Annotated in this window: 20 protein-coding genes; 16 read left to right on the forward strand and 4 right to left on the reverse strand. The window is 72.8% G+C overall.

Annotation, left to right across the window (positions count from 1 at the left end):
* Window positions 1–134 precede the first annotated feature (134 nt).
* Complete coding sequence (locus AB0958_RS35300; protein WP_366894555.1) at window positions 135–2285, forward strand: primosomal protein N'; 2151 nt, start codon at window positions 135–137, stop codon at window positions 2283–2285.
* A 113-nt stretch (window positions 2286–2398) separates the two neighbouring features.
* Here AB0958_RS35300 and AB0958_RS35305 read toward each other — a convergent pair whose 3' ends face one another.
* A complete protein-coding gene (locus AB0958_RS35305; protein WP_366894556.1) occupies window positions 2399–2947 on the reverse strand; it encodes a hypothetical protein in 549 nt (182 codons plus the stop codon).
* Window positions 2948–3249: 302 nt separating this feature from the next.
* Here AB0958_RS35305 and fmt point away from each other — a divergent pair, with 302 nt between their 5' ends.
* The 4 genes from fmt (at window position 3250) to AB0958_RS35325 (ending at window position 7615) form a co-directional block, all read left to right on the forward strand.
* Window positions 3250–4182 carry a methionyl-tRNA formyltransferase gene (gene fmt / locus AB0958_RS35310; RefSeq protein ID WP_366894557.1) on the forward strand — a complete coding sequence of 311 codons (933 nt, stop codon included), beginning with the start codon at window positions 3250–3252 and terminating at the stop codon, window positions 4180–4182.
* 84 nt (window positions 4183–4266) lie between these two features.
* Complete coding sequence (locus tag AB0958_RS35315) at window positions 4267–5694, forward strand: transcription antitermination factor NusB (RefSeq protein WP_366894558.1); 1428 nt, start codon at window positions 4267–4269, stop codon at window positions 5692–5694.
* Window positions 5695–5806: 112 nt separating this feature from the next.
* Window positions 5807–6493 (forward strand): ribulose-phosphate 3-epimerase, encoded by a 687-nt coding sequence (rpe, locus tag AB0958_RS35320; protein ID WP_360565575.1) that lies wholly within the window; start codon window positions 5807–5809, stop codon window positions 6491–6493.
* A 78-nt stretch (window positions 6494–6571) separates the two neighbouring features.
* On the forward strand, window positions 6572–7615 hold the full coding sequence (locus AB0958_RS35325) for a sugar-binding domain-containing protein (RefSeq protein ID WP_366894559.1): 1044 nt from the start codon (window positions 6572–6574) through the stop codon (window positions 7613–7615).
* Between the two features lie 125 nt (window positions 7616–7740).
* Here AB0958_RS35325 and AB0958_RS35330 read toward each other — a convergent pair whose 3' ends face one another.
* Complete coding sequence (locus AB0958_RS35330; RefSeq protein ID WP_366894560.1) at window positions 7741–8343, reverse strand: TetR/AcrR family transcriptional regulator; 603 nt, start codon at window positions 8341–8343, stop codon at window positions 7741–7743.
* 71 nt (window positions 8344–8414) lie between these two features.
* Window positions 8415–9683, reverse strand: a complete 1269-nt coding sequence (locus tag AB0958_RS35335) for an MFS transporter (RefSeq protein WP_366894561.1) — start codon at window positions 9681–9683, stop codon at window positions 8415–8417.
* Window positions 9684–9940: 257 nt separating this feature from the next.
* Between AB0958_RS35335 and AB0958_RS35340 the strand changes: the two genes are divergently transcribed.
* The 4 genes from AB0958_RS35340 to AB0958_RS35355 all read left to right on the forward strand — a co-directional run bounded on the left by AB0958_RS35340 (window position 9941) and on the right by AB0958_RS35355 (window position 13286).
* Window positions 9941–10849 carry a Dyp-type peroxidase gene (locus AB0958_RS35340; RefSeq protein ID WP_366894562.1) on the forward strand — a complete coding sequence of 303 codons (909 nt, stop codon included), beginning with the start codon at window positions 9941–9943 and terminating at the stop codon, window positions 10847–10849.
* Window positions 10849–11160 carry a barstar family protein gene (locus tag AB0958_RS35345; RefSeq protein ID WP_366894563.1) on the forward strand — a complete coding sequence of 104 codons (312 nt, stop codon included), beginning with the start codon at window positions 10849–10851 and terminating at the stop codon, window positions 11158–11160. Before AB0958_RS35340 ends, AB0958_RS35345 begins: the two co-directional genes overlap by 1 nt.
* A gap of 152 nt (window positions 11161–11312) precedes the next feature.
* A complete protein-coding gene (locus tag AB0958_RS35350; RefSeq protein WP_366894564.1) occupies window positions 11313–12755 on the forward strand; it encodes a GuaB1 family IMP dehydrogenase-related protein in 1443 nt (480 codons plus the stop codon).
* A gap of 78 nt (window positions 12756–12833) precedes the next feature.
* Window positions 12834–13286, forward strand: a complete 453-nt coding sequence (locus AB0958_RS35355) for an Lrp/AsnC family transcriptional regulator (protein ID WP_132894522.1) — start codon at window positions 12834–12836, stop codon at window positions 13284–13286.
* 183 nt (window positions 13287–13469) lie between these two features.
* Here the strand turns inward: AB0958_RS35355 and AB0958_RS35360 are convergent, their stop codons facing one another.
* A complete protein-coding gene (locus AB0958_RS35360; protein WP_366894565.1) occupies window positions 13470–14210 on the reverse strand; it encodes a GntR family transcriptional regulator in 741 nt (246 codons plus the stop codon).
* 235 nt (window positions 14211–14445) lie between these two features.
* Between AB0958_RS35360 and AB0958_RS35365 the strand changes: the two genes are divergently transcribed.
* The 7 genes from AB0958_RS35365 (at window position 14446) to AB0958_RS35395 (ending at window position 22617) form a co-directional block, all read left to right on the forward strand.
* Window positions 14446–15606: an extracellular solute-binding protein gene (locus AB0958_RS35365; protein ID WP_366894566.1), complete on the forward strand. Its 1161-nt coding sequence runs from the start codon at window positions 14446–14448 to the stop codon at window positions 15604–15606.
* Window positions 15603–16502 carry an ABC transporter permease gene (locus tag AB0958_RS35370; protein ID WP_366894567.1) on the forward strand — a complete coding sequence of 300 codons (900 nt, stop codon included), beginning with the start codon at window positions 15603–15605 and terminating at the stop codon, window positions 16500–16502. The genes AB0958_RS35365 and AB0958_RS35370 overlap by 4 nt, the downstream gene beginning before the upstream one ends.
* Window positions 16487–17305, forward strand: coding sequence for an ABC transporter permease subunit (locus AB0958_RS35375; RefSeq protein ID WP_366894568.1), 819 nt, complete (start codon window positions 16487–16489; stop codon window positions 17303–17305). Before AB0958_RS35370 ends, AB0958_RS35375 begins: the two co-directional genes overlap by 16 nt.
* Before the next feature lie 3 nt (window positions 17306–17308).
* Window positions 17309–18373: an ABC transporter ATP-binding protein gene (locus AB0958_RS35380; protein ID WP_366894569.1), complete on the forward strand. Its 1065-nt coding sequence runs from the start codon at window positions 17309–17311 to the stop codon at window positions 18371–18373.
* Window positions 18374–18423: 50 nt separating this feature from the next.
* Window positions 18424–19875: an HAD-IA family hydrolase gene (locus tag AB0958_RS35385; protein ID WP_366894570.1), complete on the forward strand. Its 1452-nt coding sequence runs from the start codon at window positions 18424–18426 to the stop codon at window positions 19873–19875.
* Between the two features lie 194 nt (window positions 19876–20069).
* Window positions 20070–20858: a carbon-nitrogen hydrolase family protein gene (locus tag AB0958_RS35390; protein ID WP_366894571.1), complete on the forward strand. Its 789-nt coding sequence runs from the start codon at window positions 20070–20072 to the stop codon at window positions 20856–20858.
* Window positions 20859–20919: 61 nt separating this feature from the next.
* On the forward strand, window positions 20920–22617 hold the full coding sequence (locus AB0958_RS35395) for an NAD(P)/FAD-dependent oxidoreductase (protein ID WP_366894572.1): 1698 nt from the start codon (window positions 20920–20922) through the stop codon (window positions 22615–22617).
* The last annotated feature ends 115 nt before the right edge of the window (window positions 22618–22732 follow it).

The raw sequence follows: 22732 nt of genomic DNA on the forward strand, positions 1-22732 counted from the left end.
ACGCCGGCTCCCGCGACCACCTTCCGGTGGCCGCGGGAGCCGGCGTCGTCGTGCGGCGGCACGGCCAGGGAAGCCGGTCCTGAACAGCCGCGCACCCTCGGCCGTTGTCAGTCGGGTTTGGTAAGAATGCAAGCGTGAGCAGCGAGAACGGGCAGGGGAGCGGGGGCGCCGAGGGGGCGCGGCCGGAGCAGCTCGCGCTCATCCGCGAGAGCGTACGGGGAGCCACGGTGCCCCGGGCCAAGCCGCGGACCTGGCGGGGGGCCGCGCTCGCCGAGCGGCTGCCGGTGGCGCGCGTGCTGGTGGACAAGGGTGTGCTGCATCTCGACCGGTACTTCGACTACGCCGTCCCCGCCGAGCTGGACGCCGACGCACAGCCCGGGGTCCGGGTCCGGGTCCGGTTCGGGGCCGGCCGCAACCGGGTACGGGACGGCCGCCGGGAGGGCGGGGGCCTCATCGACGGTTTCCTGGTCGAGCGGCGCGACGAGTCCGACTACTCCGGGCCGCTGGCCGCGCTGGCGCAGGTCGTGTCGCCCGAGCCGGTGCTGAGCGAGGAACTCCTGCGGCTGACGCGGGCCGTCGCCGACCGGTACGCGGGGAGCCTCGCCGACGTGCTCCAGCTCGCCGTGCCACCGCGCAGCGCGCGGGCGGAGAAGCGGCCCTCGCCCGAACCCCTGCCGCCGCCCGCGGCACCGGATCCCGGCTCCTGGGCGCGGTACGAGCACGGCTCCGCCTTCATCGAGTCACTGGCCTCCGGCGGCGCCCCGCGCGCCGTGTGGAACGCCCTGCCCGGGCCGGAGTGGAGCGAGGAGATCGCCCGGGCCGTCACCGCCACGCTCGCCTCGGGACGCGGCGCGGTCGTCGTCGTACCGGACGGGCGGGCCGCCGCGCGGGTGGACGCCGCGCTGACCGATGTCCTCGGCACCGGACGGCACGCGCTGCTCACCGCCGACGCCGGGCCGGAGAAGCGGTACACGCAGTGGCTGGCCGTCAGCCGCGGGGCCGTACGGGCGGTGGTGGGGACCCGGGCGGCCATGTTCGCGCCGGTACGGGACCTCGGACTCGTCGCCGTCTGGGACGACGGGGACGACAGCCACAGCGAGCCGCACGCTCCCCAGCCGCACGCCCGGGATGTGCTGCTGCTGCGCGCGGCGCTCGACAAGTGCGCGTTCCTGCTGGGCGGCCGCAGCTGCACGGTGGAGGCCGCGCAGCTGGTGGAGAACGGCTGGGCCCGCCCCCTGGTGGCCGGCCGGGAGCAGGTGCGGCGCACCGCGCCCCTCGTCCGCACGGTCGGGGACGGCGACCTCGCGCGGGACGAGGCGGCACGGGCCGCCCGGCTGCCGACGCTCGCCTGGCAGGCGGTACGGGACGGACTGCGGCACGGACCGGTCCTGGTGCAGGTGCCCCGGCGCGGCTACGTGCCGCGGATGGCCTGCGCCCAGTGCCGGGAGCCGGCGCGCTGCCGGCACTGTGCCGGGCCGCTGGAGGCACGGGACGCGGGTGCGCTGCGCTGCGGGTGGTGCGGGCGCGAGGAGAACGACTGGCACTGTCCGGCGTGCGGGGGCTTCCGGCTGCGCGCCCAGGTGGTCGGGGCCCGGCGGACCGCGGAGGAGCTGGGGCGGGCCTTTCCGGCAGTGCCCGTGCGGACCTCGGGACGCGAGCATGTGCTGGACACCGTGCCGGGGACGCCGGCACTGGTCGTGAGCACCCCCGGCGCCGAGCCGGTCGCCGAGGGCGGCTACGCGGCGGCCCTGCTGCTGGACGGCTGGGCCATGCTCGGGCGGCCGGACCTGCGGGCCGGCGAGGACGCGCTGCGCCGGTGGATGGCCGCCGGGGCACTGGTGCGACCGCAGGAGGAGGGGGGCACCGTGGTCGTCGTCGCGGAGCCGACGCTGCGGCCCGTGCAGGCGCTGGTGCGGTGGGATCCGGTCGGACACGCGGTGCGCGAACTGGCCGAGCGGGCCGAGCTGGGGTTTCCTCCGGTGTCCCGGATGGCGGCGGTGTCGGGACCGCCCGAGGCGCTGGCCGGGTTTCTCGGCACAGCCGAACTGCCTCCGGACGCCGAGGTGTTGGGACCGGTCCCGCTGCCCGTGGTGCGCGCCGGGGCGCCCCGGCGGGTCGGCGCCCCGCCGCCCGGGGAGCACTGGGAACGGGCGCTGGTACGGGTGCCGCCGGGCAGCGGCGCGGCCCTGGCGGCGGCGCTGAAGTCCGCTCAGGCGGCGCGGATGGCCCGGGGGAGCGGGGAGCCGGCGGTGCGGGTGCGGATCGACCCGCCGGACATCGGGTGACGAAGCGGTGCGGCCGGGCAGACGGCGGCCCTCCCGGGTGCTTGCCGGGAGGGCGGAGAGCGGGCGGGTGGGCTCTCGAGGTCAGTCCTGGCGTACGTCTGCCGACGGGTGCGTCAGCCGTTGCGCGGGCCGGGGAAGGCGGTCGGCCTGGCCTCGTCGCGGAGGGTGGGACTGCCGGCCGTCGGCTGGGTGGGCATCGAGCGGGCGGCCGGGACCGTGGGCACGGTGGGCAGGCCGGAGCCCACGTTGAGCGTGCGGGTGCCCGACGGCTCCGTGGGCCGCTCGGTCTCCGGGACCGCCGTGGCCTGGGCCGCGGCGCGACGGGCGCCGTAACGGCGGTGCACCGCCTGCTTGGTGACGCCGAGGGCGGAGCCTACCGCGTCCCACGAGAAGCCGAGCGAGCGGTCGAAGTCCACGGCGGCCGTGACCAGGGTTTCGACGCTGTCCCGGAGTTCCTGGGCGAGTCGGACCGTCGGGGCGGGAGCGCGTCCGTAGACGACGAACCCGGTGGACGGCCCGGAGCGGCGCGGGCGGTAGACGTTGCCCAACTGGGCGGTGAGCGTACGCAGTGCGTCCACCTGCCGGCGGACCCGCTCGATGTCCCGCACCAACAAGTGCAGGCTCGCCCGGGCCTGGGCGTCGTGGGTTGCGTGGTCGGCCATGAACAAGCCTCTCGAACCGGCGTGAAAGGAACGGGCCGCGCGTGCGGCCCGTGGTGGTCAACTCTCTCTTGACCAACGCGTGGACGCTCCGCTGGTCACGGTGTGGGGGCGTATGGGCATATGCGTACGCCCTGTTCGTTCACCCGCGCACCGTCCTGGCTCGCGGCCGGCCGGAGGGCCGGGCGACCCCTGGGGGTGCCGCGCCGTCGGTCGGCCCGTGACCGCGGGCGGCGGTCCGGTGTCGCGGCATAGACTTGTGCGTCGCCCGTCAGTGCCCCCGTCCGAGAGGCCCTCAGCCGCCCATGAAGCTCGTCTTCGCCGGTACCCCCGAAGTCGCCGTTCCCGCTCTGGACGCGCTGATCGCCTCCGGGCGGCACGAGGTGGCCGCCGTGGTCACGCGGCCGGACGCGCCGGCCGGTCGAGGGCGCAGGCTGGTCGCCTCACCCGTGGCCGAGCGGGCGGCGGAGGCCGGCATCGAGGTGCTGAGGCCGTCGAAGCCGCGCGACCCCGAGTTCCTGGAGCGGCTCAGGGAGATCGGGCCGGACTGCTGTCCGGTGGTGGCGTACGGGGCGCTGCTGCCGCGCGTCGCCCTCGACGTCCCTCCCCACGGCTGGGTCAACCTGCACTTCTCGCTGCTGCCCGCCTGGCGCGGAGCGGCGCCCGTGCAGCACTCCATCATGTCCGGGGACGAGATCACGGGGGCGTCCACCTTCCTCATCGAGGAGGGGCTCGACTCCGGACCCGTCTACGGCACCGTCACCGAGGAGATCCGGCCCACCGACACCAGCGGGGACCTGCTGACCCGGCTCGCCTTCGCCGGGTCCGGGCTGCTCGCCGCCACCATGGACGGCATCGAGGACGGCACCCTCAAGCCCGTGCCGCAGCCGGCCGACGGCATCACCCTCGCCCCGAAGATCACTGTCGAGGACGCCAGGGTCGAGTGGTCGGCGCCCGCACTGCGCGTCGACCGGGTCGTCCGGGGCTGCACCCCCGCCCCCGGCGCCTGGACCACCTTCCGCGGCGAGCGGCTCAAGCTGATCCAGGTCACGCCGGTGCCCGAGCGGACCGAGCTCGCGCCGGCCGAGATCGCCGTCGGCAAGAACAGCGTGCACGTGGGGACCGGGTCGTACGCCGTGGAACTGCTCTGGGTGCAGGCCCAGGGCAAGAAGCCGATGCGGGCCGCCGACTGGGCGCGCGGCGTGCGCATCGGCGCCGGGGAGACCCTCGGCGCCTGACCCCCCCTTCCCAGCAGCGGCTTTCCGGCGTACCCGGCGTACGCTTGAAGGCCGCATCCTTCCCGTACCCGGAGCACCTTTTTCGTGAGCGAGCAGTCCCGGCGGCCGCGCAGACCTGCCAAGCCCTACCGCCGTCCCCAGAAGGACCCCGTCCGCATCCTCGCCTTCGAGGCGCTGCGCGCCGTGGACGAGCGGGACGCGTACGCCAACCTCGTGCTGCCGCCGCTGCTGCGCAAGGCCCGGGAGAAGGAGGGACCCGAGAGGTTCGACGCGCGGGACGCCGCGCTCGCCACCGAGCTGGTGTACGGGACGCTGCGTCGGCAGGGGACGTACGACGCGATCATCGCCGCATGCGTCGACCGGCCGCTGCGCGAGGTCGACCCGCCGGTGCTCGACGTGCTCAGCCTCGGGGTGCACCAGCTGCTCGGGACCCGCATCCCCAGCCACGCCGCCGTCTCCGCCTCCGTCGAACTCGCCCGCGTGGTGCTGGGCGACGGGCGGGCCAAGTTCGTCAACGCGGTGCTCCGCAAGGTCGCCCAGGACGACCTGGAGGGCTGGATCGCCCGCGTCGCACCCGCGTACGACGACGATCCCGAGGACCACCTCGCCGTCGTCCACTCGCACCCGCGCTGGGTGGTCTCCGCGCTTTGGGACTCGCTGGGCGGCGGCCGCGCCGGGATCGAGGAACTGCTGGCCGCCGACAACGAACGTCCCGAGGTGACGCTCGTCGCCCGGCCCGGGCGGGCCACCACCGAGGAACTGCTGCGCGAGGACGCGGCCGTGCCGGGGCGCTGGTCGCCGTACGCGGTGCGGCTCACCGAGGGCGGCGAGCCCGGTGCCGTCCCGGCCGTCCAGGAGGGCCGTGCCGGGGTCCAGGACGAGGGCAGCCAGCTGGTGGCCCGCGCGCTGGCCGACGCGCCCGTCGAGGGGCGTGACGAGAAGTGGCTGGACGGCTGCGCCGGGCCCGGCGGCAAGGCCGCACTGCTCGCGGCGCTCGCCGCCGAGCGGGGGGCGTCGCTGCTCGCCTCCGAGAAGCAGCCGCACCGGGCCGGACTGGTCGCGAAGGCGTTGCACGGCAACCCCGGGCCGTACCAGGTGATCGCCGCCGACGGCACCAGGCCGCCGTGGCGGCCGGGCACCTTCGACCGGGTCCTGATGGACGTCCCCTGCACGGGCCTGGGTGCCTTGCGCCGCCGCCCCGAGGCACGGTGGCGCCGCCGCCCCGAGGACCTCGACAGCTTCGCCCCGCTCCAGCGCGCCCTGCTGGGCACCGCGCTCGACGCGGTCCGGGTGGGCGGTGTGGTCGGCTACGCGACCTGCTCGCCGCACCTGGCGGAGACCCGGGCCGTCGTCCAGGACGTGCTGAAGCAGCGCCCGGACACGGAGCTGGTGGACGCGCGTCCGCTGCTGCCGGGAGTGCCGGAGCTGGGGGAGGGGCCGGATGTGCAGCTGTGGCCGCACCTGCACGGCACGGATGCGATGTACCTGGCCCTGATCCGGAGGACCGGCTGACGGGGACGGTGGGCGAAGCGCCCCGCGAGGGGCGCCGGGGGACGCACCCGGCCGAAGGCCGGGCCCCGTACCTGATTCGGCTCACCCCGTCAGGGCATGGCACGCTTGGGGCATGGCCGTGCAGATCAACCCCAGCATCCTGTCCGCAGACTTCGCCCGCCTCGCGGACGAGGCGAAGGCGGTCGAAGGCGCCGACTGGCTCCACGTCGACGTCATGGACAACCACTTCGTACCGAACCTCACGCTCGGCGTGCCGGTCGTAGAGTCCCTGGCCCGTGCGACGGACACCCCGCTGGACTGCCACCTGATGATCGACGCCCCCGACCGGTGGGCACCCCAGTACGTCGAGGCGGGGGCTTCTTCCGTCACCTTCCACGTCGAGGCGGCCGCCGCCCCCGTCCGGCTCGCGCGGGAGATCCGGGCGAAGGGGGCCCGCGCCTCCATGGCGCTCAGGCCCGCGACGCCCGTCGAGCCGTACGAGGACCTGCTCCCCGAGCTGGACATGCTGCTCATCATGACGGTGGAGCCGGGATTCGGCGGTCAGGCCTTCCTCGACATCATGCTGCCGAAGATCCGCCGCACCCGGGAGCTGATCAGCAAGCACGGACTGGAACTGTGGCTCCAGGTCGACGGAGGAGTTTCGGCGTCGACGATCGAAAGGTGCGCGGACGCCGGAGCCGATGTTTTCGTGGCAGGTTCCGCGGTGTACGGGGCAAACGACCCGGCAGAGGCGGTACGTGCACTGCGCACCCAGGCGGAGACGGCCACCGCCCAGGCGTCCTGGGCGTGCGACCACTGAGGTACGGGAACGTGAACGGCTCCGATCAGGGCTGATCAAGTGCGCCGGATCTGCAAGGATGAACGGCGTATCCAGAGTGTGAACAGCAGTGAGGAGATGGCCGTGTCGGGTATGTCGGCGGGCCGGTCAGCCATGCGGATGGGACCCGCTGAGCTGGTGCAGGCGGCGGCCATGGCCCGCCGCTTCTACCTCGAGGGCAAGTCCAAGATCCAGATCGCTGAGGAGTTCGGCGTCAGCCGCTTCAAGGTGGCGCGTGTTCTGGAGACTGCCCTCGAACGGGATCTCGTACGCATCGAGATCCGGGTGCCGGCCGAACTGGACGCCGAGCGCTCCGACGCGCTCCGCGCCCGCTACGGTCTGCGGCACGCCGTGGTGGTCGAGTCCCCGGCCGAGGCGGAGGAGACCCCCGACCCCGAGAACCTCGGCGAGGTGGCCGCCGACCTGCTCGGCGAGCTGGTCAACGAGGGGGACGTGCTGGGCTTGGCGTGGGGCCGGTCCACGATCCACATGGCGGCGGCGCTGGACCGGCTGCCGCCCTGCACGGTGGTGCAGCTGACGGGTGTGTACGACGCCGGAACCTCCGAGCGCGGTTCGGTGGAGGCCGTGCGGCGGGCCGCCCAGGTGTCGGGCGGAGACGCCCACCCCATCTACGCGCCGATGCTGCTGCCGGACGCGGCCACCGCGGCGGCGCTGCGCAACCAGACCGGGATCGCCCGGGCCTTCGAGTACTTCGACAAGGTCACGGTCGCCTGCGTCTCCATCGGCTCCTGGGAGCCCGGCATCTCCACGGTGCACGACATGCTCAGCGACGAGGAGCGCGCGCACTACGCCACCCTCGGGGTGGCCGCCGAGATGGCCGCGCACCTCTTCGACGCCGACGGCCGCCGGGTCGGGCGCGACCTGGGGGAGCGGTGCATCACCGTCAAGGCCGACCAGTTGCGCCGGATCCCCGAGGTCGTCGCGATCGCGGGCGGGCAGCGCAAGGCGGCCGCGATCGACGCGGTCCTCAGGTCGGGGCTGGTCACCAGCCTCGTCACCGACACCTCGGCCGCGGACTACCTGATGACGGCGGGCACCACCCCGAAGGCCGCACTGCACCGCGCGGACCCGGACGGCCCCTGAGGAAGGGCCGCGGACCCGGACGGCCCCTGAGGAGGGGCGCCGCGGCGGCATGAGCCGACCATCGCCGCCGTGGCCATCCGGGCCTGCCCCGGCCCGGTCCCGCCACCTTCCGGGTCTGCCGGTTCTCAGGCCCCCTGGCCGTGGCCCTGTGGCGGGAGGGCCGCGTCGATCAAGGTCGCGGCCGCTGCGCGGGCGGCCGTGCCCGCCGACGGATCCCGGTCCATCCGTGCCGACACCCCGCCCCCGTCGTACAGCAGGTGGAGCTGGTGGGCGAGTGCCTCGGGGTGCGGGGCGCCGGCGTCCCGGGCTAGGTCGGTGAACAGGGTGCGGATCCAGGCGCGGGAGGCGTCGGACGCCTCCTCGATGGCGCTGCCGTGCTTCGCCTCCGCGCTCGCCGCCACGAAGGCGCAGCCGTGGTAGGTCTGCTGGGCGAACAGCTCGGCCTGTGCGTCGAAGACGGCCAGCAGCCGGTCCCGCGGACTGTCCGCCCGCTCGACACTGCGCAGCAGCCGCTCGGTCAGCCTGGCGTGCCGGGAGTCGAGGTAGGCGCGGATGAGCTGTTCCTTGCCGCCGAAGGTGTTGTACAGCGAGGCCTTGGCGACCCCGGCGCGCTCGATGATCCGGTCGATCCCGACCGTCTGCACGCCCTCCGCGTAGAACAGCTCGTTCGCCGCCGCGAGCAGCCGCTCCCGGGCCGTGGGCGCCTTGGCGCTCAACGTCTTCGTCATGCCGCTCACCTTCTCCGACTCTCCCATTCTACGGCTGGTCAGACCGGTCTGCTCAGGGGTCGCGGCGCCGGTCACCGGGACCTGTCCGCGTGCTCGGCGGCATGGACGGCCGGGGTGCTGCCGGAGGCGACCAGTACCCCGGGCCCGCTCTGCGGCCGGCCGCGCAGCAGCAGGGCGGCCAGGGCGAGCAGTGCCAGGGCGATGACCACCGCGCCGTACTCCTCGGAGGTCGGGACCAGGCCGCCGCCGTGCACCACCAGCACGCCGGCGACGACGGACGGGACGCCCATGCCCAGGTAGGAGACGACGAAGAGCAGGGACAGCACACCCGAGCTCTCGTGCGGCCTGGTCAGCGGCATCACGGTGCGGATGCCGCCCTGGAAGCCGCTGCCGAACCCGAGGCCGGCCAGGGCCGTCCCGGCGAAGAACAGCACCGGCTCACCCTGGTCGACGGCCACCAGGGTGAGCGTCACCCCGGCGACGAGGGCCGCGATACCGGTGTACATCACGGTGGTCGCCGAGGCGGCGCGCAGGACGAGGACCGAGCTCGCCGCCACGAACGCCAGGACGAACAGGCCCAGGCCGCCGTAGACGGCGGAGGTCGAGCCGACCAGGGTGCGGACCAGGGCCGGTCCGAGGGAGCCGTAGAACCCGGCCAGCGCCCAGACGGCGAACATGACGGGGGCGGTCGCCAGGACGGCACCGCGAACGGTCCGCGGGAGCCTGATCTCGGGCACCAGGCTGGCCGCCGCACCGGACTTGCGGGTGACGGTCTCGTCGATCAGGGCGACGGCGACGGCCTGGGCCACGAACACGGCCAGCAGGCCGAGGTAGACGGTGTGGGTCGGGGCGGGCAGGTACTGCACGACGAACCCGCTGACCAGGGCGCCCGTCGCGGTGCCGACACCAGGCGCGAAGGCGTTCGCGAGCGTGCCCCGGGAGCGGTTGATGTCCATCATCCCGGCCCCGATCGCACCGAGCGCGGCACCGGTCGACAGACCCTGCACCACACGGGCGACGAGCAGTTCGCCCACCCCCGAGGCGGTGGAGAAGAGCAGCATCGCGGCGGCCTGGGCGGCGATCGCGGCGATCAGCACCGGGCGGCGGCCGACGTGGTCGGACAGCTTGCCGAGGACCAGCAGGCCGGAGAGCACGGCGATCGCGTACACGCCGAAGACGACGGTGGTGGTGATCGGGGTGAAGCCCCATTCGGCCTGGTAGGTCGCGTAGAGGGGAGTGGGCGCGCTGGAGGCGGCGAGGAAGGAGACGACGACGGAGGCGAGCACGTAGAACGCCGCACGGGGCGGGATCGGCTTGCCAGGGGCTGCGAGGTGGTTCATCGGTGATCCTTCGCGGGGACGGGGCCGAGGAGCGTCGGTTCGGGAGGCGGTTTATGAGTAGACCGGTCTGTTCATATGTCCACGCCAACCTCATAGACAGGTCTGTCTATTCCCGTCGTCGGAAAGAATCCGGAAGGCGGCCGACGCCCTTCGGCCCCGAGTATGTGTACGACAGGCCGAGCGCCGAGCGCCGATCGCATCTGGAGGACACGGTGAGCGCAGATCCCCGACCCGAGCCGGGAGCGGAACCACAGCCCGTGCTCAGCCCGTTGACCACCGCCGCGATCTTCCTGGTGGTCACCGTCCGCCCCGGCGGGGAGGAGACCGCACGGGACGTGCTGGGCGATCTCCGCGCGCTGGAGCGCAGCTTCGGGTTCGGTGCCCCGGACGCCTCCCTCAGCTGCGTGGCGGGCATCGGCTCCGACGCCTGGGACCGCCTGTTCGACCATCCTCGCCCGGTCGGTCTGCACCCCTTCCAGCCCCTCGAGGGGCCCCGGCACACGGCGGTCGCCACCCCCGGCGACCTCCTCTTCCACATCCGGGCCACCCGGTTCGACCTGTGCTTCGGGCTCGCCGCCGAGATCATGCACCGGCTGCGCGGCGCGGTTACCGTCGAGGACGAGGTGCAGGGCTTCAAGTACCTCGACGCCCGCGACCTGCTGGGCTTCGTCGACGGCACCGAGAACCCGGTCGGGGCCGCCGCCGGCAGGGCCGTGCTGATCGGCGAGGAGGACCCCGCGCACGCCGGCGGCAGCTACGTCGTCGTCCAGAAGTACGTCCACGACCTCGACGCCTGGAACGCCCTGCCGGTCGAGACCCAGGAACGGATCATCGGCCGCACCAAGGCCACCAACCTCGAACTGGCGGAGCCCGCCTCCCACGTGGACCTGAACACCGTCACCGGACCGGACGGCGAGGAACAGCAGATCCTCCGTGACAACATGCCCTTCGGCAGCCCCGGCCGCGGCGAGTTCGGCACCTACTTCATCGGGTACGCCCGTACCCCGGACGTCACCGAGCGCATGCTGCGCAACATGTTCCTCGGCACCCCGGACGCCACCCACGACCGGATCCTCGACTTCTCCACGGCCGTCACCGGCACGCTCTTCTTCGTGCCCTCCGGCGACTTCCTGGACGACCTCCCGACTCCTCCTGGACGGAGCTGATGACGACGAATTCGCACGTGGTCACGCTCGACCTCACGGGGGTCGCGGACAAGGCCGGTCTCATGGACCGGGTCGTGTCCGCCCTGGGCCTGCCCGACTGGTTCGGCCGCAACTGGGACGCCCTCGCCGACAGCCTCCGGGACCCCTCGGTGTGGCCGCCCCCGGCGGTGGACCGCGGGCTCCTGGTCGTCGTCACCGGCTGGCAGGAGTACGCCGGCGCCCGGCCGGAGGAGTGGCGGGTCGCCCGGGACGTCCTCACCCGGGCGGCCGCCGGCGAACCCGCCCTCACCGTCGCCCTGGCGCTCGGCTGACCCCCTTGGAGGTTCCTCCGAGGCCCCGCTGACCTGCCTGGATGTTCGTCCCGGGCATCACACGCCGGGGCCCATGGGAGAATGAAGTACGTGCTTTTCCCTCTGGCCGGCCGGTCCGGGGGTCACCTCTGATCGACTGGGATGTGCGGCACGTGCGTTTCCTCAATGACATCCAGCCCGCGTACGACCTGACGTACGACGACGTCTTCATGGTGCCGAGCCGCTCCGCGGTCGGCTCGCGGCAGGGCGTGGACCTCGGCTCGCCGGACGGCACCGGCACCACGATCCCGCTGGTCGTGGCCAACATGACCGCGATCGCGGGCCGGCGGATGGCCGAGACGGTGGCCCGGCGCGGCGGACTCGTCGTGATCCCGCAGGACATCCCGATCGACGTGGTGACCGATGTCATCACCTGGGTGAAGAGCCGTCATCTGGTGCTCGACACCCCCATCGTGCTCGCGCCGCACCAGACCGTCGCCGACGCGCTGGCCCTGCTGCCCAAGCGGGCGCACAACGCCGGTGTCGTCGTCGACGAGGGCGGCCGTCCCGTCGGCGTCGTCACCGACCGGGACCTCAGCGGCGTCGACCGCTTCACCCAGCTCGCCGAGGTCATGTCCCGCGACCTGCTGCTGCTCGACGCGGACATCGACCCGCGCGAGGCGTTCAACAAGCTCGACGCGGCCAACCGCAGGTACGCCCCGGCCGTCGACCGGGACGGCAAGCTCGCCGGCATCCTCACCCGCAAGGGCGCCCTGCGCGCCACCCTGTACACCCCGGCGACCGACGCGAACGGCAGGCTGCGCATCGCCGCCGCCGTCGGGATCAACGGCGACTTCGCGGACAAGGCCGAGCAGCTGCTCCGCGCGGGTGTGGACACCCTCGTCATCGACACCGCCCACGGCCACCAGGAGTCGATGATCAGCGCGATCAAGCTGGTCCGCGACCTCGACCCGCGGGTCCCGATCGCGGCCGGCAACATCGTCTCCGCCGACGGCGTCAAGGACCTGATCGACGCGGGCGCCGACATCATCAAGGTCGGGGTGGGCCCCGGCGCGATGTGCACCACCCGCATGATGACCGGCGTGGGCCGGCCCCAGTTCTCGGCGGTCCTGGAGTGTGCCGCCGAGGCGCGGAAGTACGGCAAGCACGTCTGGGCCGACGGCGGCGTCCGGCACCCCCGCGACGTCGCCATGGCACTGGCCGCGGGTGCGTCCAACGTGATGATCGGTTCCTGGTTCGCGGGGACCTACGAGTCGCCGGGGGACCTCCAGCAGGCCGCCGACGGACGGCTGTACAAGGAGTCCTTCGGCATGGCCTCGGCGCGGGCGGTGCGCAACCGCACCTCCGACGAGTCGGCCTACGACCGGGCCCGCAAGGCGCTGTTCGAAGAGGGCATCTCGACGTCCCGGATGTTCCTCGACCCGGCCCGGCCGGGGGTGGAGGACCTGATCGACTCGATCATCGCGGGTGTGCGGTCCTCCTGCACGTATGCCGGTGCGGCGTCCCTGGAGGAGTTCGCCGAGAAGGCGATCGTGGGCATCCAGAGCGCGGCCGGCTACGCGGAGGGCAAGCCGCTGCACGCCAGCTGGAGCTAGGCGCGTCGGGCTCGTGTTCTACTTCGGGTACGGCTACCGCCGGTCCCGTCCTGCACCGTCCGAAAGCTGAACGACCCCTTGCTGAACGATCTCGACGAACGCATCGTGCACGCCCTCGCCGAGGACGCCCGCCGCTCCTACGCGGACATCGGGCAGCTGGTCGGCCTGTCCGCGCCCGCCGTGAAACGCCGCGTGGACCGGCTGCGCGCGACCGGGGCGATCACCGGATTCACCGTACGCGTCGATCCGGCGGCCCTCGGCTGGGAGACCGAGGGGTTCGTCGAGATCTACTGCCGGCGCAACACGTCCCCGGAGACCATCCAGCGGGGGCTGGAGCGGTACCAGGAGGTGGTGGCCGCGTCGACGGTCACCGGTGACGCCGACGCGGTCGTGCAGGTGTTCGCGTCGGACATGCGGCACTTCGAGAGGGTGCTGGAGCGGATCGCCGGGGAGCCGTTCGTGGAGCGGACCAAGTCGGTACTGGTGCTGTCCCCGCTGCTGCGCCGATTCTCATCGGGCGCGCCGGGGTGAGTGCGGTGGGGTGCCGGGTGCGGGCCGGTGGGGGTTGTTCGCGCAGTTCCCCGCGCCCCTGGGTCGGCGGTGGAACCGCGCCCTGAAGGGGCGCTGGGGGTCCCCCCGGCCGAAGGCTGGGGGAGGAACTGCGCGACCAGCCACGAAGCACTCGCACCGGCGCTCCACCGCACCCCCCGAGTTCTACTCCGCGGTCTTCCGCGCCAGCGGGTTGCTGCCGATCGAGTTGTGCACGCTGAAGCTCACCGCGTCCGACCGGTACCGGTCGTCGGACCACTCCACCGGCCGCCCCTCCCGTGTCGTCGTCACCCGCCGCACCCGCAGCAGCGGGCTCGACCGCCGCACCCCGAGCAACTCGGCGTCCCGTGCGCCACAGGCGACCGCGTCGATGACGTGCTCGCCGTACGCGAAGACCAACCCGGTGTCCTCGTAGAGGCGTTGCGTCACCGAGGGGCACTCCGGCTCTATCTCCGCCACCGCCGGGGAGATCCAGTCCGCGTACACCGTGCGTTCCAGCAACACCGGTTCACCGTCCAGTCCGCGCACCCGCAGTACGTGCAACACCGCTGTCCCGGCCGAGAGTTGGAGGCGGACGGCGTCCTCCTGCGAAGCGGGCCGGTACTCCTGCGACACCACGTGTCCGGTCGCCTCGCGGCCCATCGCCGTGGCCCACTGCGCGAAACTCCGCAGCTCCGCGAAGCTCTGGCTGCGGCGGCTGGCCAGCACCACCCGGCGGGCGCCCTGGCGGGAGCCGATCAGTCCCTCGGAGGTGAGCGCGGCGACCGCCTGGCGGACCGTGCCGCGTGAAACGCCGTACTGCGCTGCCAGCTCGGTCTCCGAGGGCAGCCGGCTGCCGACGGTGTACTCCTCGCGGTCGATGGCGCGCCGCAGCTCGTCGGCGATCTCCTCGTGTCGCGCCGTCATGCTTCCCCTCTGAGTAGATCGCTGTGCACAGCGTGACCAGCCTAATCGACGTCCCCCGGTGAGTCGTGTCAGCCCGCGTCCGGCCGGGATTGTGCAGGGAATAAGGGGACGGAGTTTCGCCGCCGTTCATGAAAAGGAAACCCACGGCGGGCGTACTGAGGCCAACTTGTTCAGACAAGTTGCCCGGTGCCATCCGCAGCGCCACCCACCCTCATGCGTACTCCCTGGAGAGACCGTGACCGTGTCCCTGCCGAGAACCGCCCTCCTCGGCGGCTCCCTCGCCGCCGCAGCCGCGCTCGCCCTGAGCGCCTGCGGCGCCGCTCCCGACAACGCGTCGTCCACCACCTCCGGTGGCAAGAACGCCGCCACCGCCACCTCCGCCGCCGACCTCGGCGGCATGGACAAGCTGGTCGCCGCCGCCAAGAAGGAGGGCACGCTGCACATCATCGCGGTGCCCCGCGACTGGGCGAACTACGGCGCGATCATCGACGGCTTCCAGAAGAAGTACGGCATCAAGATCGAGGACGAGAGCCCCGACGGATCGAGCCAGGACGAGATCAACGCCGTGACCTCGCGCAAGGGCCAGGACCGGGCGCCGGACGTGCTCGACCTCGGTTCGTCGTTCGCGCTCAGCGCGGCCCAGCAGGGCCTGCTCGCACCGTACAAGGTCACCTCGTACGCCGACATCCCCGAGGGCCAGAAGGACCCGCAGGCCCGCTGGTACAACGACTACGGCGGCTACATCTCCATCGGCTGCGACGCCAAGCGCGTCAAGACCTGCCCGACCACCTTCGCCGACCTCCTGAAGCCGCAGTACAAGGGGCAGGTCGCCCTCAACGGCAACCCGACCAAGTCCGGTTCGGCGTTCGGCGGGGTCTACGCGGCGGCGCTCGCCGGCAAGGGCTCCTTCGACGACATCCAGCCGGGTCTGGACTTCTTCGCCAAGCTGAAGAAGAACGGCAACTACACGCCCGTCGAGTCCACCCCGGCCACCGTCGAGAAGGGCGAGACGCCCATCTCCATAGACTGGGACTACCTCAACGCCGGCTACGCCGACGAGTTCAGGTCCAAGGGCGTGGACTGGAAGGTCGCCATCCCGGCCGACGGCCAGTACGCCCAGTACTACTCCCAGGCCGTCAACAAGGACGCCCCGCACCCGGCGGCCGCCCGCCTGTGGCAGGAGTACCTGTACAGCGCCGAGGGCCAGAACCTGTGGCTCAAGGGATACGCGCGCCCGGTCCTGATGTCCGCCATGGAGAAGGCCGGCACGCTCGACAAGACCGCCGCCGCCAAGCTCCCCGCGGTCACCGGCACCCCGTCCTTCCCGACCGAGGCCCAGCAGGACAAGGCCAAGACGGTCCTCTCGGCGGGTTGGTCGAAGGCCGTATCCGGATGACGGCCACGCTCACGCGGGCCGACGTGGCGACCGCCGCTTCCCAGAAGCGGCGGCGCCGCGCCCCCGGCTGGCTCGCCGTCGTCCCGCTGCTCGCGTTCACGGCCGTCGCCTTCGGGCTGCCGGCCCTGGCCATGCTGAACGGTGCCTTCACGGTCAAGGACCCGGCCAGCGGGGCGAGTTCGTACACCACGAGCAACCTCGGCGACTCGCTCCAGGGGCCGTACCTCACCGCGCTCCTCGGCAGCGTGAAGCTGTCCGCGCTCTCCGCCGTCATCGCCGCGGTCCTCGGGCTGCCGCTCGCGCAGGCCGTGGTCGGTTCGCGCTCCCGGGCGCTGCGCGAGGCCGTGCTCACCGCCTCCGGAGTCCTCGCCAACTTCGGCGGTGTGCCGCTGGCGTTCGCGTTCGTCGCGACCCTCGGCAACGCCGGTGTGCTGACCGTGCACCTCGGGCTCGCCCGGCACGGCTGGGACCTCTACAGCTTCTGGGGACTCGTCCTCGTCTACCTGTACTTCCTGATCCCGCTGATGGTCCTCACCATCACCCCGGCCCTGGACGGACTGCGCGCCCAGTGGCGGGAGGCCGCGCTCAACAACGGCGCCACCGGCGTGCAGTACTGGCGGTACGTGGCGCTGCCCGTCCTCACCCCCTCGCTGCTCGGCGGCCTCGTGCTGCTCTTCGGCAGCGCCTTCGCCGCCTACGCCACCGCCGCCGCCATGGTCGGCAGCGCGATCCCGCTGGTCACCCTGCAGATCGCCGACGCCCTCTCCGGCAACGTCCTGGTCGGCCAGGAGAACGTCGCCCTCGCCCTGAGCCTGGACATGGTGCTGGTGGCCGGCCTGGTGATGGCGGTGTACCTGCCCCTGCAACGACGGAGCGCCCGATGGCTCGACGCCTGACCCCCTGGCGCTGGGCCGTCCTCGGCCTGGCCGCCCTGTACTTCCTGGTCCCGCTGGGCGCCTCCGTGCTCTTCACGGTGGACGTGCCCGGCCAGGGCGTCACCTTCGACGCCTACACCCAGATCATCTCCGCCGACGGCTTCCTCTCCAGCTTGCTGCTCTCCCTGGAGCTGGCCGTCGCCACCATCGTCGTCGTGCTGCTGCTGTTGGTCCCCGCCGTGGTCGCACTGCGGCTGAGCGCGCCGAAGCTGCGGCCGGTCGTCGAGATCGTCTGCTCGCTGCCGCTGGTGGTGCCGCCGATCGCGTTCGTCGCCGGCATCGTCACCGTGCTCAAGTGGGGCCCCGACCACCTGTCCCGGACCCCGCTGTTCGAGACGTTCGTCGCCGTGCAGAACCCCAACTTCCCGATCGTCCTGGTACTCGCCTACGTCGTGATGGCGCTGCCCTTCGGGTACCGGGCACTGGACGCCGGGCTGCGCGCGATCGACGTGCGCACCCTCGTCGAGGCCGCCCGCAGCTGCGGTGCCTCCTGGCCGCAGGCGCTCTTCAGGGCCGTTCTGCCCAATCTGCGCGGAGCGCTGCTCAACGCGTCCTTCCTCACCCTCGCGCTGGTCCTCGGTGAGTTCACCGTCGCCCGGCTGCTGGGCTTCGAGCCCTTCGCCGTGTGGATCTACGACGTCGGCGGCTCGCAGGCCCAGCTGTCCGTCGCCGTCTCCGTGCTCAGTCTCCTGGTGACCTGGGCCCTCCTCCTCGCGCTCGCCGGTGCCGGCGGCCGTGACCGAACCGCTTCCTCCCGGGGATGAACCATGAGTGTCAGCACGCCCGACAAAGCCGCCACCGTCGAATTCCGGGGACTGCGCCGGGAGTTCGGCGCCACCGTCGCCCTGGACGGACTCGACCTGACCGTACGGCCGGGGGAGTTCCTGGCCCTGCTCGGTCCGTCGGGCTGCGGCAAGACCACCGCCCTGCGCATGCTCGCCGGGTTCGAACACCCCCACTCCGGCGCGGTGCTGGTCGACGGCGAGGACGTCACCCGGGTGCCGGCCCACCGCCGTGACGCCGGGATGGTCTTCCAGTCGTACAGCCTCTTCCCGCATCTCGACGCCGTCGACAACGTGGCGTTCGGGCTGCGCATGCGCAAGGTGCGGACGGGGGAACGGCGCGCCAGGGCGACGGAGCTGCTGGAGCTGGTCGGGCTCGGTGACAAGGGGGAGCGGTTCCCGCACCAGCTCTCCGGCGGCCAGCAGCAGCGGATCGCGCTCGCCCGCGCCCTCGCCCTGCGGCCCCGGGTGCTCCTCCTGGACGAGCCGCTGTCCGCCCTCGACGCCAAGGTCCGGCTCACGCTCCGCGAGGAGATCCGCCGGCTCCAGCAGGAACTCGGCATCACCACCCTGTTCGTGACCCACGACCAGGAGGAGGCGCTGTCCGTCGCCGACCGGGTCGCCGTGATGCGCGCCGGGCAGCTCGAACAGTGCGCCGAGCCCGCCGAGCTGTACGGCCGCCCGGCCACCGCGTTCGTCGCCGAGTTCGTGGGCACGATGAGCCGGATCCCGGGGACGGTCAGGGACGGCTCGGTCGAGGTGCTCGGGCAGCGGCTGCCCGTCGACGGACGGGCGCCCGGCGCGAGCGAGGTCGACGTCCTGGTGCGGCCCGAGGCCGTCCGGGTGCGCGCCGACGGCTCCGGTACGGCCACCGTCGTCGCCACCGCCTTCCTGGGCGCGGTCGTCCGGGTCACCGTACGGCTCGCCGACGGTACCGAGGCCAAGGCCGACCTGCCCGCCCACGAGGCCGCCGGACTGGACGCCGGATCCGCCGCGACCGTCTCGCTGCCCGAGCGACCGGTGCTCGTGGCCGAACGCGTCCAGAAGTAGCGCCTCCCGAAGTCCCGCCCCGCCCCCCCCACGTGAGGAACGACGACAACGTGACCCCCCACCCCCGGCTCCCGCTCCAGGCCGTCCTGTTCGACATGGACGGCACGCTCGTCGACACCGAGCGACTGTGGTGGGAGGCGGTGGAAAGCGTCGCCGGACGGGCGCTCGGCGAGGCCGACGAGCCCGACGTACTGGGCCGTCCGGTCGAGCACACCGCCCAGTGGCTGGCCCACGCCACCGGCCGGCCCGCCGCCGGGCTCGCGGCCGAGCTGCACCGGCAGTTCGCGGACCGGGTCCGCACCGGCATCGTGCCCCGCCCCGGCGCCCTCGACCTGCTGGACGCCCTGGCCGCGGCCGACGTGCCCACCGCCCTGGTCACCGCGTCCCCCCGCGCGGTCGCCGGCCTCGTGCTCGACGCCCTCGGCCCCGGCCGCTTCGCCGCCTCCGTCACCGCCGACGACACCGGCCGCACCAAGCCCGCCCCGGACCCCTACCTGGCCGCCTGCCGCGCGCTCGGCGTCGACCCGGCGGCCTGTGTGGCCGTCGAGGACACCGAGACCGGGGTCGCCTCCGCCGAGGCCGCCGGGTGCGCCGTGCTGGCCGTGCCCTCGCTCGCGCCGATCGCCGACGCGCCGGGCCGGACCGTCCGGGACACGCTGGTCGGGGTCACCCCGAAGGAGCTGAGCGAGATGGCCGTACCGGAACTGCGGGTCATGTCCTGGAACCTGTGGCTCGGCGGCAGCCGGATCACCGACCACCGGGCCAAGCAGGTCAAGACCATCCTGGACGTGCGCGCCGACGTCGTCGGGCTCCAGGAGACCGCCGGCACCTCGGCCCGGGAACTCGCCGCGGCCCTCGGCTGGCACCACCACACGGCCGGCGAGAACCTCGGGATCATCAGCCGCTACCCGATCACCGCCCGCCTCGGCGACCCGGAGGTCGGCTTCTACGGGGCCGCCGGGGTGCGGATCGCCGTCCGCCCCGGCCGCGAGGTCGACATCTGGACCGCGCATCTGCACTACACGCCGTACGGACCGTACGAGTACCACTTCGACGGGCTCGGGGCGGACCAGCTGGTCGCCCACGAGGAGGTGCGGCTCGGGCAGCTGAAGGAAGCGCTGCGGTGGATCGGGGACGGTGCCGTGCCGGTCGTGCTGACCGGCGACTTCAACTGCCCCTCGCACCTCGACTGGACGGCCGTCGAGTGGCCGGTGACCAGGGCCGCCGAGCAGGCGGGGTTCCACGACTCCTACCGGCAGGCGCACCCCGACCCGGTCGCCGCGCCCGGGCACACCTGGTCGCCGGTCCACCCCGTCCACGAGGACGGCGGCGGGCGGCCCGAACCGCAGGACCGGATCGACTACGTGCTGCACAGGGGGCTGCGCGTGCTCGACTCCCGGACCTGGGTCAGCGGCACCCCGGCCCCCTGGCCCGAGGTCGCGGACAATGACTGGCCCTCGGACCACGCGGCCGTCGTGACCACGTTCGCCGTCGAGCCGTGAGCACGGCACCGCCGACGGAGACCGTGGCACGGCGGCGGGAGCCGTGACCCCGCGCAACGAATCGCCGCCCGGCCTGCCCCGCACGCAACGAACCGCTCACCAGCGCGCAACGGCTCCTCCTTGTCCGGTTCGGCCCGCCGACCGTACGGTCTAACTGGCCCCCAGACCCCCTTCCGTACCCGGTGAGGACCCGCATGCGCACCGCCCTGCTCCAGAGCTCCGGCCGCCCCGGCTCGACCGTCGAGAACCTCAAGGTGCTCGACGAGGCCGCCGGCCGGGCCGCCGCCGCGGGCGCCGCGCTGCTCGTCACCCCGGAGATGTTCCTGACCGGCTACGCGATCGGCGACGGCGTCGGCCGCCTCGCCGAGCCCGCCGACGGCGACAGCGCGGACACGGTCGCCGAGCTGGCCCACCGCCACGGCCTCGCGATCGCCTACGGCTACCCGGAGCGCGCCGGCGACAGCGTCCACAACTCCGTCCAGCTGATCTCCGCCGACGGCACCCGGCTCGCGAACTACCGCAAGACCCACCTCTTCGGCTGCTTCGAACGGGACCACTTCACCCCGGGCGAGCAGCCGGTGGTCCAGGCGGAGCTGGGCGGACTGACCGTCGGCCTGATGATCTGCTACGACGTCGAGTTCCCGGAGCTGGTCCGCTCGCACGCCCTGGCCGGTACCGACCTGCTGCTGGTCCCGACGGCGAACATGCACCCGTTCCAGTTCGTCGCCGAGTCCCTGGTCCCGGTGCGGGCCTGGGAGAGCCAGATGTACGTGGCGTACGTCAACCGGGTGGGCAGCGAGGGCGAGTTCGAGTTCGTCGGGCTGTCCACGCTGGCCGGGCCCGACGGGATCGCCCGGGCCCGCGCCGGACGCGGTACGGAACTCCTCCTCGCCGAGGCGGACCCCGCCTTCCTCGCCGCCTCCCGCGCGGCGAACCCCTACCTGAAGGACCGCCGCCCCGGCCTCTACGGGTCCCTGGCCTGACCTTCCGGCCTCTTCTTCTCTTTCTCCCTTCTTCACGCATGTCGCAAGGAGTCCGTACCCCATGACGTCCACGGTGCCCAACGCCGTCGAACACGCCGACGAGCAGCAGCCGCCGATCACCATGTTCGGCCCGGACTTCCCCTACGCCTACGACGACTTCCTCGCCCACCCGGCGGGCCTCGGCCAGGTCCCGGCGACCGAGCACGGCACCGAGGTGGCGGTCATCGGGGGCGGACTGTCCGGCATCGTGGCCGCGTACGAGCTGATGAAGATGGGCCTGAAGCCGGTCGTCTACGAGGCCGACCGGATCGGCGGCCGGCTGCGGACCGTCGGCTTCGAGGGCTGCGACCCCTCGCTGACCGCCGAGATGGGCGCGATGCGCTTCCCGCCCTCGTCCACCGCCCTCCAGCACTACATCGACCTGGTGGGCCTCCAGACCCGTCCCTTCCCGAACCCGCTGGCCGAGGCCACCCCCTCGACCGTCGTGGACCTCAAGGGCGAGTCGCACTACGCCGAGACCAGCGCCGACCTGCCCCAGGTGTACCGGGACGTCGCCGAGGCCTGGAACAAGTGCCTCGAAGAGGGTGCCGACTTCTCCGACATGAACCGCGCCATGCGCGAGCGTGACGTCCCGCGCATCCGGGAGATCTGGGCGAAGCTGGTCGAGAAGCTCGACAACCAGACCTTCTACGGCTTCCTCTGCGACTCCGAGGCGTTCCGGTCCTTCCGGCACCGGGAGATCTTCGGCCAGGTCGGCTTCGGCACGGGCGGCTGGGACACGGACTTCCCCAACTCGATCCTGGAGATCCTGCGCGTCGTCTACACCGAGGCCGACGACCACCACCGCGGCATCGTCGGCGGCTCCCAGCAACTGCCGCTCAGGCTCTGGGAGCGCGAGCCGGAGAAGATCGTGCACTGGGCCCAGGGCACCTCGCTGCGGTCCCTGCACGGGACCGGCGAGCCCCGCCCCGCGGTGACCCGGCTGCACCGTGCGGCCGGCAACCGGATCACCGTGACCGACGCGAACGGCGACATCCGCACCTACCGGGCGGCGATCTTCACCGCCCAGTCCTGGATGCTGCTCTCCAAGATCGCCTGCGACGACTCGCTCTTCCCGATCGACCACTGGACCGCCATCGAGCGCACCCACTACATGGAGTCCAGCAAGCTCTTCGTGCCCGTGGACCGGCCGTTCTGGCTGGACAAGGACGAGCGGACGGGCCGCGACGTGATGTCGATGACGCTCACCGACCGCATGACCCGCGGCACCTACCTCCTCGACGACGGCCCGGACCGGCCCGCCGTCATCTGCCTCTCGTACACCTGGTGCGACGACAGCCTGAAGTGGCTGCCGCTGTCCGCGCACGAGCGGATGGAGGTCATGCTGAAGTCGCTCGGCGAGATCTATCCCCAGGTCGACATCCGCAAGCACATCATCGGCAACCCGGTCACCGTCTCCTGGGAGAACGAGCCCTACTTCATGGGCGCGTTCAAGGCCAACCTGCCCGGTCACTACCGTTACCAGCGGCGCCTGTTCACGCACTTCATGCAGGACCGGCTGCCCGACGACAAGCGGGGCATCTTCCTCGCCGGCGACGACATCTCCTGGACGGCGGGCTGGGCGGAGGGCGCCGTGCAGACCGCGCTGAACGCGGTCTGGGGCGTCATGCACCACTTCGGCGGAGAGACCGACCGGACCAACCCCGGTCCCGGCGACGTCTACGACGAGATCGCCCCGGTGGAACTCCCCGAGGACTAGGGCCCTTCTGATGGATCTCCGCGGCGTCGCGACGCCCGCCACCCCGCACGCCGATCGCACGCACCGAACGCCGCTCCATCTCCCACGGAGATCCATCAGAAGGGCCCTAGACGGG

This window comes from Streptomyces sp. NPDC006655 (assembly GCF_040703965.1).
Lineage (GTDB): Bacteria > Actinomycetota > Actinomycetes > Streptomycetales > Streptomycetaceae > Streptomyces.

Bases quoted from the DNA above. Each gene is read 5' to 3' on its own strand.
- AB0958_RS35305 (WP_366894556.1), bottom strand. From the start codon at position 2,947: ATGGCCGACCACGCAACCCACGACGCCCAGGCCCGGGCGAGCCTGCAC.
- fmt (WP_366894557.1), top strand. From the start codon at position 3,250: ATGAAGCTCGTCTTCGCCGGTACCCCCGAAGTCGCCGTTCCCGCTCTG.
- rpe (WP_360565575.1), top strand. From the start codon at position 5,807: ATGGCCGTGCAGATCAACCCCAGCATCCTGTCCGCAGACTTCGCCCGC.
- AB0958_RS35330 (WP_366894560.1), bottom strand. From the start codon at position 8,343: ATGACGAAGACGTTGAGCGCCAAGGCGCCCACGGCCCGGGAGCGGCTG.
- AB0958_RS35335 (WP_366894561.1), bottom strand. From the start codon at position 9,683: ATGAACCACCTCGCAGCCCCTGGCAAGCCGATCCCGCCCCGTGCGGCG.
- AB0958_RS35345 (WP_366894563.1), top strand. From the start codon at position 10,849: ATGACGACGAATTCGCACGTGGTCACGCTCGACCTCACGGGGGTCGCG.
- AB0958_RS35360 (WP_366894565.1), bottom strand. From the start codon at position 14,210: ATGACGGCGCGACACGAGGAGATCGCCGACGAGCTGCGGCGCGCCATC.
- AB0958_RS35370 (WP_366894567.1), top strand. From the start codon at position 15,603: ATGACGGCCACGCTCACGCGGGCCGACGTGGCGACCGCCGCTTCCCAG.
- AB0958_RS35375 (WP_366894568.1), top strand. From the start codon at position 16,487: ATGGCTCGACGCCTGACCCCCTGGCGCTGGGCCGTCCTCGGCCTGGCC.
- AB0958_RS35380 (WP_366894569.1), top strand. From the start codon at position 17,309: ATGAGTGTCAGCACGCCCGACAAAGCCGCCACCGTCGAATTCCGGGGA.
- AB0958_RS35390 (WP_366894571.1), top strand. From the start codon at position 20,070: ATGCGCACCGCCCTGCTCCAGAGCTCCGGCCGCCCCGGCTCGACCGTC.
- AB0958_RS35395 (WP_366894572.1), top strand. From the start codon at position 20,920: ATGACGTCCACGGTGCCCAACGCCGTCGAACACGCCGACGAGCAGCAG.